Here is a 10408-nt window from a genome sequence, read left to right on the forward strand (position 1 = left end):
CGAACCGTCCTCGACGTCAGCCGCGCTGGCGGGTGCAATTGGGCCGAGCAGGGCGATGCCAAGGGCACCGACTCCTGCTGCGCCGAGGACCCGGCGCAACCCCTTAGTCTTCTTTGGCTTCATATTTCTCTACCTCTACATGTAGGTGTTTCGAAAATGAGTCCTCGTGAGCCTGCTGCTGAATCGACCTGGAGGACCAACTGCCATGAAAGTTCCACACAGCAGGCTCACGAGAAACTCCAAGACTGAGCCTACCGATTTAGTTCTCATTTTGGGTGCGGAGAGGCAACATTTTTGCGAATGAATATAGTTGCTCTCGTGTTGGAGTTCGTAGCCCCTAGCTTTAGGCGGATGCGCGTATAAACATACGTCATGGTGGATCTATATACGTTTCGGGTACGTGACCACAATGACCAGAATGTGACCAGATGGTGAGCAGCGAATACTCAGAGACAGTGTTCAGGGGCTGTAGATACTGACGAGGTTCGCCGATGGGCTGACGTTTTGGTGTGAGCTGGTCTCTTTTGCTGAATGCTCAGTTATCGAGCTGGAGGGCTCGCTTGAGGTTTCGTGGTGAGCCGAATCCGGCCGTCACGGCAGCCTCGTGAGTGGATGTGCCCTCCTCGAGGAGGCGCTTTGCGACATGGAGGCGCGCCTTTCTCAGCTCCACTGAGGGGGTCGTTCCTTGGGATTTGAACGCGCGAAGCAGATACGAGCGCGAGACCTGGAGGTCTTGCGCAATTGATTCGATGCTAGTGTTCACGTCTGTCGCCATTGACCTAATCAGTGCCAGGCCGCGCACATACACTTTTCGCAAAGAGTCGATATCGGCATCGGTGTAGAGGTACGCTCCGATTGTGGTCGCCTTCGCGATCTCTTCCAGGCCCCGCTGAATCTGGGTAAAGCCGGGCTGAAGGCGGTCCGGGAGGTCTTGCAGCAAAGAGAATGCTGCGGCCTTGAGTATGCGCAGGTAGACCACATTTGAAGGCCCGGCCAGCATTTCATAATGTTTGCTGGCCTCAGTCGATCTGTAGATGATGAACATGCCGGCCGTGGACGATTCGCACACGGCCCCCCTAAACTCTTCGAGCTGGACCAACGCGATGTCGAGGGGTTTGAGACTCGCTGAGCCTGTCGTTGAGCGCAACACTATGCTGCCGCTGAGGCAGACATAGAGCAGGAGCTGATTGCTGAATGACTGCCCGAGAGGCGGGATGTAGTCGAAAACAGCTGAGTCGTGGCTGTATCGGGCAACAACGAAATCATCATTGAGGACGGTGTCGCCCTTGAAGTTGAGCGTCGACGGGTCGGACCTGAGATGAAACCCCATGGCGGCAAGGAACTTGATTGCCTTTGAGGGGCTTGCGCCTACGCTCGTATACCCCCTATGTCGATCCAGATCGTCGTCTTGTGAAGCGTCCATTCTTCCTCCCGATGCCAATGAGCACGTCCATCTGGGCGCGTTTAAACAGGAAGGGCACCAGATCTCATTATGTGATACCGAATTTTACTTGGTAAACGTCAACAAATTCGGAACAACGGCTGATGGAAAGGTTGACCCGACCTTCTCCATCACAGCTAATAGGGCGCGCGAATACAGACCAGGTGCCGGGTGCCCGAAGTGGCAAGCGTGTCCCAGAGCGTGATATCAGAAGTTCTTGGATGAGCGGCGAGCTCTTCTGCTGCTTTGTATTTTGAGCGTCCCGTGCTGATATTGGGCTGACCTGGACAAATGCTTCCATGTGAGTAGGGTGAAGGCTCTGAGTCGGGAGCAAGGGCCGCCGCGTACACGACTGGAGGTGCCTCCATGTCTCATGGCCAATTTCCCGGAGCAGAGACCAAATGCGATGCCGCTTCCTCGAGTCGAATCTATGGCCACTACGGCCCCTGTCCGAAGCGTTCTTCGGCGTGGCGTGCCACGTTGAGGTGCTTGCCATTCGTCGGGTGCCCAAAGCCTGAACTCACAACTCTTAATGCTGCGATGGTGCGCGTTCCCGTTCATGCTGTTCAATCGCTATACCCGCATCATCGGGCTGCTCGGCATCCTCTCGTTCCACTTGGGGATCGCTTTGCTCATGGGTCTGCCGTGGTTCTCACTGACGATGATCGCTGTGGACGCGATCTTCATCCGTGACCACAGCTTTGAGAAACTCAACGGAGCTTTAAAGCGGTGGTGGATCTCCAGCTCTGAGGGGGAGGAATGGGTGAGGGTAAACTCAGCGCGCCGAATATGATCGACGGACGAACAGGTTTACAGTAACTGTCGCGCTTGCGCTGGGCCGATTGCGGTCGTAATCGGCTCGTGGTTTTCGCGATCTTACGCGACACAAGGGCATACTTGCTGGATGAGCGCAGAGGACATATGGGCTGTCGTGGCATCGTTCGGAGAAATCTTCGCGGTGGAATCGCCTCCAACACACAGCGATATGGATGTTGCCTTTAGGCGTGCGAGGGTTCTTTCCCCGCAATCCGCGCCAGGGAGCGGCATCTTTTCGATTTCGAAAGCACGCCGGATCACCAATGCGTTCGATCAGGCAGACGAAGGCAAAGTGGACGGCCTGATCCGTGCATTGATTTCGTCGCTCGTTGCAAAGCGGGTATTTGAAAAGACGCACGACGAAGTTACGCAGAATCTGCTGGCCGAGCTACGCAGAAACCTGGCGCGCGTCGGGTGGGAGTTAAGCCCGGCAGGCGCCCTCGCCCCTCTGGGGGTAATCGATGTGCAGGTAGGCGGGCGCGAGGCGCTCGAGCAACAAATCCAGCGTCTGCGGAATTCGGGTGACGATGTTTCGTTGATTCTCGGCGCGGCGAAAGATTCATTAGAGGCGGGAGCTAAGTTCGTCCTCGAAGAGCGGCAAGAGAGATACCAGCCCGACGAGTCGCTCGAAGCTCTCCTCAATAGAGCGATGAAGTTGGCTGGCATCAGCACACGCCCCGCCGATGTGAGCAGTGAAGCTTCCAAAGCACTGGCCACTATCAACCAGAGCGTCCCGAAGATAGCGGAGGCTGTTCGGAAAGTTCGCAACGATCAAGGTTCGGGGCACGGTCGCACAGTTATGGCGACTATGAGCATGTCCGAGGCTGCTTTCATCCGAGACTTGACACTCAGCGTAATCAACTTCCTGCTTTCGGAGCACAACGCGCAACCTCGGTGGTGACTCGTCGTAGTCACGGAGAGTTCGTCGTGCGATGGCAACGCGCCGGCGGTTGACGATTACAACGCTACATCGCCATACGAGCAGTCGAATCGCAAACGATCGTCTAAGGAACATGTCAGTTAGGTCCCACGATTCGCTTGAGTGTACGGGTTAGTCCGTCCGGGTGAGATCTTTGAGCGCCCGCCGTTGGTGTTCTTCGCTCCATCGCATCAGGGTTTCTTGAATTTGCTCCACCATTTCGGCTGGTGCGCCGGGCATAACCCAGTCGAGTCCTTTGACGACCTCGACCACTGTCAACTCTGGCAGGATTTGTCGTCGACGCAGTTCGTTGTAGCGTTCCATGTAGGCACGTGCGACGAGAGCTGCTTGTCCAATACTGTGATTCTCAGCTGCTTCGCGGATTAGTCGCCCGCACGCGGTCCCGGGGTGATGTGTTCCGTATGGGTAGACTCCCTCTCGGTGTTTCCGCAGCACTTCGTAAAACATCACCTCAGCGGCGGTAGCGGCTTGTTGATGGAGTTCTTCTAGACGCGTGAGCGGGGGCCTGCGAACAAGCGATTCACGGTTACTAGTGTTCGCGTAATTGACTCGCTCCGGTGCATGTTCACACATTTTCACCTTCGCTTGTTGATGCCGGACGTGATTGAAGTTCTTGATTCTTCCGTCGTAGGAACGCGCTGAGTTTGGCGAAGCTGCGGTCGCGGATGAAGATCGCGTCCACGGCGATCATCGTCAGCGAGAACCACGGCAGACCCATCAGCAGCGCGATGCCCAGATGGAAGGCGAGGATGCCGAGCAGCCCGATGATGCGGGTGTAGCGGTTGAAGAGCATGAACGGGAACGCACACTGGAAGAGCACCGATCCCCACGAGATCGCCACGACCGCCGGACCCCACGCGGTGAACAGGTCGGAGAGCACCGGCCAGGTTCCGAACTGCTGCGTGTGCAGCGGGTTGTAGACGGCGAAGCCGTGCTGCCAGGCGTTGCCGCCGGCCTTGTAGAGGCCGCCGGACATGTAGATCGCGCAGACCTGGAAGGCGAGCACCACGATCGCGAGGTTGTTGGCCATGATCAGCGCCCACCGCCACCCGCCGCCGTCGGAGTCGGGGAAGTCGGCGCTGCGCCGGCGCCTGCGCGCATCCAGCGACCAGCGCCGGGTCGTGTCGGCGAAGAGCAGCGCGATCATGAACATGCGGTAGGCGTTGTCGCCCTGATCTCCGGCACCGTCGTTGAGCTCGATGAAGCTGACCCAGAGAACCAGGTAGAAGGGCAGGATGATGCGGGTATGCCACCCCAGAGTGATGACCACGGCGAGGAGGGCCAGTGCGATCATCATCGCGGTGAACAGCGGCGGAGTCGTCACCGCGCGGTGGAACAGGGAGAAGAGCCAGATGTTCGGGAAATCGCTCTGCGGCTCGGCGATCTCCCCGCTCCACGCATTGCCCACACCGAAGGTGTAGTGCCTGGCGTTGAAGTTCGTGAGGATGAGGCCGAGCCCGGTGATGCCGATGAGGATCCGCGTCACCGCCAACCCGTAGCTCGCGTGGTAGCGGCCGGTGAGCATCTGCTCGAGCCAGTTCCAGCCGCGGGAGAGGTTGGTGCGCACCTGAGTCGTGATCGGCAGGCGCTCCTCCGCCGAGGCGGTTGCCGAATCGCGCCTGCCGGCGTCCTCCCGCTGCGACTCGCGGTTCTCGGTCATCGTGGTCGTGCTCTCGCTGTGCGAGGCCTTCTGCCCACGAGTCCGAGAATCCGGGCTCTCCGTGCCCTGGGGGTCGTCTCGCGACGTCTGATCACTGCTCACCGACGCACCTCACTTCATCGGAAGCGCAGAAGTACTTCGCGAACTCCTCCTCCGACTGATTCTCCTCGGTCACGAGCGCCCTCCATCCGACTGGGACAGGTTGGATCTTCGGTCGCTCGGCGGACTTGTCGTTGCGCTCGGAGAAGGGAACGACGTTCTGCCGAGCCGCTTGGTACTGTACCCGCTGGACATCATCGCCCCAGATCGCCTTGGCGACCTGGGTGGCATAGGCCGTGGCCGTGTGTTCGCTGTCCAGATAGGAGCTCACGGTGTTCTTCGGGTCCTCGTACTCGTCGAGCTTCGCCTTCAGGCGCTTCGCGGAATCCTCACCCTTGAAGTAGTCGAGTTTGACGATCGCCTTCTGATCATCGGGCAGGTCCTCCCACTCTCCCTTGAGTTCGGAGGCCACACCGATGCCCAGACCCGCCGAGCGCGGCGGGAAGGGCCGGTACGTCGAGTGGTCGAGTTCGACATCGGTGGCACGTACCCATTCGGTGATCTCCTCACCGTTGTCGGTGGTGATCACGGCGCGGACGTCGAAGTAGTAGTCGCCGTTGATCGGCTCGGGGGCGAAGACGCTCCAGGACTGACCCCACATCGGGATCATGTACTTCGAGAGCAGATCGCCGGGGATCACCTCCCGCAGCGCCGAGGACGGGGCGATCCACAGGAAGCTCGCGAAGAGGTGGAAGCCCGTGATCGCCATGGCGATGACCATGAGCGTTCTCTTGATCACCGGACGGGGCGCAGCCCGTAGTTTGTCAGGGGTGTTTGTCATCGTGGATCTCCGGCCATAAGGGGTCAGCTCGCTTCGTCAAGGGCGTGTGTCGATTCCGTTGCTGCTGTTTTGAGTGTCTTCAAGGAAGGGGAGAAGAGTGCGAAGAAGACGGTGACGACCCAGATGCTAGTGATTGCGAGTCCGGCGAGGTTGACGTTGTTGACTGTGATGAGCAGGACCGCGACACCAATTCCGAGTGGGGGAGCGATTGCTTGGAGCGCGTTCTGGGCAGCGAAGACTCGTCCACGCATCTGGCCGGGAATTCGTTCGATCATGAGGACCCCGACGAGCCCACTGAGGGCCCCCGTGGCTATTCCGAGCACGGTGGCTGCTGAGGAGAGCATGACTGTTGGTGGAAGGATTCCTATCACAGCGATTGCTATGGCTGATAGGACAAGCCCTGTGCGCATCCACCATTCTCGTCTGCCGAAATGTCCGGCTAGGGCGTAGGTGGTGCCCCCGACCAGTGCGCCCGCGGCGAATGCGGCAAGGACGAATCCGGTCATTTCTTCGTGTCCTGTCGCGGAGAAATGAACGGGAAGGATAAGGGCTTGTAGCGCTGAGATCACCATCATGATCGTCGTGGTGATGAGCGTGAGCGTGCGCAAGAACGGATCTTGAACTATTGCTTTCCAACCGAGGTGAATGTGTCGCCACTGCGACCGATTGGCGGGGTCTGTGGAGAGTTGGATGGACCCTAGCTGGTGTGGGATCAGTGTGGTGATGATGATGGCTGCGAGAGAGGTGGCAGATGTGATGTAGAGAAGTGTTGGTGAGCTCAAGGTTGAAAGCATGATGCCGGCGGCTGCTGGCCCGATGAGTATGGCTGTTGCCGAGACGCCTTCTCTGATGCCTGTCATTGTGTGTGCTGGCGTGTTCGTTGCGACGATGATTGCTGGTAGCAGAGCTTCTCGCGCGGTGAGTCCAGGTATGTCGCCGATCGCGCCGAGGGTTGCGAGGATGAGGAGCCATGGGAAGTTCAATCCCCACACGGTATCGACGAGTGGCAGTGCAGCTACTGCGAGAGCCGAGATGCTGTCGGAGACTATTGCGCAGGTTCGGCGGTTGATTCGGTCAACAATTGGGCCGATGAAGATTCCGCCCAGCAGGGAACCGACTCCGGCGCTGATTGCGACCAGGCCCGCCAGCGTCGGAGAGCCCAACCGTTGGAGTGCCAGGATGGGAAGGGCAATCGTCATGATTGAGTTTCCCAACGATGAAAACCCATAAGCGCCCAAATAGGCGACTGCAACGTGACGGTGCCGAGGAGGAGTGTGACTGAGTGAGTCCTGGTGTGTGTCCATTATGGGTGATGGACCAGGGCCGGTTCTGGCTGACTTGTTGTGTGTGGTGAGTATCTTCTGAGGTCGGCCAGCAGTGTGGTGAGATGAGTAGTGGTGCCCTCGCCTTGTGCGATGTGGTGGAAGAGGTTGCAGAACGTCTCGGCGTAGATTGCGACGGACTCACGTGCGGTTGTGGTGTCGGGGTGGATGAAGTTGAGATCCATGCCTTCACGGGTGCGGTTGACCCAGAGGAATACTTCGCGGGAGTCGTCGACGCTGCCATGGACGGTCATGTTGTTTCGTGAGACGAGGTCGTTGCCGGGCATGCTCCGGGTGTCGAGGTACGAAATCATCGGTGCAGCAAATCCGGTTGGTACTGCCTCTGGGGCGAGAGGAGCGAGGAGCTTAGCGACGTGGTGGAGGGGAGTGTGTATGAGCTTCTTCGACTCCTGGACTGCTGCATGTGCTGCTGCTACGACGGATTGAAAATCTGGTGCAGCATTGTCGAGCTTGTACTGGACGGGCACCAGGCGGGTGTACCAGCCGACTGAGAGTATTTGTGCTCGGGTGAGACGTGTTGAGACTGGTGTGAGCATTGAGAAGACGGGATTGTTCGTCGCAGCCTGGTGGATGATCCCGGCGAGGGCCATGATGCCGGAGTTGGTGTTCGCTCCGTAGCGTTTGCACGCTGCGTTGAAGTCCTCGCACTCGTCAGCTGTGGCGAACTCGGTGAGAATCGTCGATGTCCCTTTGGCTCGGGTTTCTGGTTCCAGGCCGAGGGGGAGTGGGAAGGAGGGGAGTTGCCAGGACGCGTTTTCGATGAAGGATATCCAGCCGCGAACGTCTTCAGATTCAAGATGGAGTTCGTTGGTGTGCCGAGCCTCGGCTTCACAGTAGTCTGCATACGATTCGACGTCGGGCAGGTCAACGTCTTCACCGCGCAACAGGCGCCGATATGAGGTTAATAGTTCGTACATGATGATGCCTAACGACATGCCATCGGTGTAGAAATGGTCGACTGCGAAGATCACTCGGAATCGAGGTTCGGGTGAGTCCTGGCGTGCGTTTTCTGTGCCGGTAGCGGCGAAGAGGAACATGTCCCAGTCAGTGATGTCGGGGAGTTCTGCCGTGATGACATCGCGGATGTCGATTGAGTCGTCTGAATCGACGATGCGGGTCAAAGTGATGTCGTGGGGGTGAATGGTTCGACCGTGGTAGCCGTTGTCGGTTTCCCATACCCAGGTGTGGTAGGTACCGTGACGGCGAAGATGTTCGACGAAGACTGATTCGAGCAGGCCCGCATCGTATGCTTCATCGATCTCGAAGCTGAGAACAGCGAAGCTGGAGCGATGCTGTCCGTCTTCGCTGGATGACTGGAGTGCATCGTTGAAATGTCGGCGCTGAATATAACTGGGGAACGCGTCATGGACAGGCGCAACGCTGATCGCGGTGCGAGATTCATCACTTGCCCGCCAGATAGTGGTGTGCCCTGGTTCGGGCTTCCACTCGGGCAGTAGACCACTGAGCATAGACCAACTCTCAAACGTGTGTGTTGTTGGTCCTCGCCTCGAAAGCCAGACCCGCGCAATTGAGATTGCCGGCATCTGACCAGGTCAGAACCAATATCAACACACATCGCTGCAACCGCGCAAGAGGCCGCGAAACAAATTTTGAGGCAACGTGCGTTGGTGATGATGGGCAAAGGCGAGTTGCATTAAACGGTGAACGCACTTAGACGCGCGCGGTAAAGGAGTATCGGATCCCTGCTTCGACTGGTGTGGAACTGCGCTATCGGTCTATTGAGGGCACTCCTAGTGGCTTAAAATTTCTGTACACAGACAAACCTGAGCGCCTTCCCGCTTGCAGCGCCGAGGTGATCACTTCACCTGACCGTGGGAGGACTATATGAACGCACCATCGGGGACCGGTGACGAGAGTCGACATAGGGGCTACATCAGCATCCAGGCTGGTGATCCGCGCTCGATCGACTTCCTCGCATCCATGGGCTGGCACTTGAAAACTGACCCCACCGTGTTTGACTATCAGGGCGATGTCATCATGAACGATGACTTCGTTGTCGCCCGGTACAGTCATGGCCCTGGAGTAGTGGAGTACCGGGCTCCTGATGATCTGCCGAAGGGCAACAGGATCATGATTCACGCATGTATTAGCGGGTCGGAGACTCTGCACTCAACGACTGGTTCAGCAGTGCTCAATCCCATGAGCATCATCAGAGTTATGCCGGAAAACTTCACTGGCGCCGAGTGCGAAACCACGGCTACGAGCTTGTTTGTCATTTACACATCGACTGATGCCGATAAGTACCAGGCCATGCTTGCCGGAGAGTCTGATGAGGTCTACCTGCGGGTTCTTAACGCGGCCGCCTCGTCGCTGCTGCACACCATTCCGGACCACCCTGGTCCCGGGTTCTCCCAGATTCAAAGGGGCCTGGAAGAGTTGGCCAAGGCCGTTGCTGTCGGCGCGAATCTTGATTCAGGGTTGGAATCCGACTCGCTGACAGCGATGTACGTCAGGGGGATGGCGTTGATTGGGTCAACGGCAACAGATGAGAAGACGACGGTTGAGTCAATTGCGCAGGACTTAGAAATTTCTCGGTCTTACCTCCTTCGTGCGTTCAAAGCTCAGGGAACGAGTCCTTCTCGTGAGATTATGCGCGAACGTCTGGTGAGTGCGAAGAGATTGCTGAAAGAGGACGCGGATCTTGCTGCTGCCGCAGCAGGGTCCGGTTTCGGATCCGTCCGGAACCTTAAGAGGGCGCTGAGTAGGGATATCGAGCTTCAGTAGCGTTCAACGCGACGCGCTCAAGCTTCGTTTAGGCGACATCGCTCGGCAGGTAGCGCCCGGGACTGCTGCATTCATCTATGCAGAACACTGCCCGGCACTGACCGCGGCTTCTGTCATTTTGCCGATGGCCGACCAGTCCTCCCGATCATCAATCGGTCACCTTTTGGTCATTTTGGTCACAGGACAGCATCGTAATTATATTCACTGTTAGGCATGAATATACGTTCGGTATGCCAATGATTCTACCTGACGCCCGACCGTAGACCGCATAAATATTCAATAACAAAAATGTTGCGTTCAGTCTGCCAAAATGAATACTTCCTTGTTAGGCTCAATCTTGGAATTCCTCGTGAGTCTCCTGAACGGGCAGTTCATGGCAGTTGGTCCTCCAGGTCGACTCGGCAGGTGACTCACGGGGCTCCGTTCTTGGAATCCCTACATGTAGAGGTAGCAGAGCACTATGAAGCCAAAGAAGACTAAGGGACTGCGCCGTATCCTCGGCGTAGCTGGAGTAGGTGCATTGGGCATCGCGCTCATGAGCCCCGTCGCACCTGCAAATGCAGCCGACATCGAAGACGGTTCT

General features: G+C 57.7%; 9 protein-coding genes. 3 read left to right on the forward strand and 6 right to left on the reverse strand.

Annotation, left to right across the window (positions count from 1 at the left end; genetic code table 11):
* Positions 1-535: 535 nt before the first annotated feature.
* Complete coding sequence (locus HK401_RS20345; protein WP_181276506.1) at positions 536-1423, reverse strand: helix-turn-helix domain-containing protein; 888 nt, start codon at positions 1421-1423, stop codon at positions 536-538.
* A 550-nt stretch (positions 1424-1973) separates the two neighbouring features.
* On the opposite strand from HK401_RS20345, the gene HK401_RS20350 reads away from it, so the two are divergent.
* Positions 1974-2234 carry a hypothetical protein gene (locus tag HK401_RS20350; protein WP_309136064.1) on the forward strand — a complete coding sequence of 87 codons (261 nt, stop codon included), beginning with the start codon at positions 1974-1976 and terminating at the stop codon, positions 2232-2234.
* A 111-nt stretch (positions 2235-2345) separates the two neighbouring features.
* Positions 2346-3158 (forward strand): abortive infection family protein, encoded by an 813-nt coding sequence (locus tag HK401_RS20355; protein ID WP_181276507.1) that lies wholly within the window; start codon positions 2346-2348, stop codon positions 3156-3158.
* 150 nt (positions 3159-3308) lie between these two features.
* On the opposite strand, the gene HK401_RS20360 is transcribed toward HK401_RS20355, so the two are convergent.
* The 5 genes from HK401_RS20360 to HK401_RS20380 all read right to left on the reverse strand — a co-directional run bounded on the left by HK401_RS20360 (position 3309) and on the right by HK401_RS20380 (position 8549).
* Positions 3309-3500 carry a hypothetical protein gene (locus tag HK401_RS20360; protein ID WP_181276508.1) on the reverse strand — a complete coding sequence of 64 codons (192 nt, stop codon included), beginning with the start codon at positions 3498-3500 and terminating at the stop codon, positions 3309-3311.
* Between the two features lie 262 nt (positions 3501-3762).
* Entirely contained in the window at positions 3763-4959 is a 1197-nt protein-coding gene (locus HK401_RS20365; RefSeq protein ID WP_309136065.1) for an HTTM domain-containing protein, read from the reverse strand.
* Positions 4949-5737, reverse strand: a complete 789-nt coding sequence (locus tag HK401_RS20370; protein WP_181276509.1) for a DUF5819 family protein — start codon at positions 5735-5737, stop codon at positions 4949-4951. Before HK401_RS20370 ends, HK401_RS20365 begins: the two co-directional genes overlap by 11 nt.
* A gap of 23 nt (positions 5738-5760) precedes the next feature.
* Complete coding sequence (locus HK401_RS20375; RefSeq protein WP_258234381.1) at positions 5761-7041, reverse strand: MFS transporter; 1281 nt, start codon at positions 7039-7041, stop codon at positions 5761-5763.
* Positions 7041-8549 carry a condensation domain-containing protein gene (locus HK401_RS20380; RefSeq protein ID WP_181276511.1) on the reverse strand — a complete coding sequence of 503 codons (1509 nt, stop codon included), beginning with the start codon at positions 8547-8549 and terminating at the stop codon, positions 7041-7043. Before HK401_RS20380 ends, HK401_RS20375 begins: the two co-directional genes overlap by 1 nt.
* Before the next feature lie 376 nt (positions 8550-8925).
* On the opposite strand from HK401_RS20380, the gene HK401_RS20385 reads away from it, so the two are divergent.
* A complete protein-coding gene (locus HK401_RS20385; RefSeq protein ID WP_181276512.1) occupies positions 8926-9825 on the forward strand; it encodes a helix-turn-helix transcriptional regulator in 900 nt (299 codons plus the stop codon).
* Positions 9826-10408 lie beyond the last annotated feature (583 nt).

This window comes from Brevibacterium oceani, from assembly GCF_013623835.1.
Lineage (GTDB): Bacteria > Actinomycetota > Actinomycetes > Actinomycetales > Brevibacteriaceae > Brevibacterium > Brevibacterium oceani.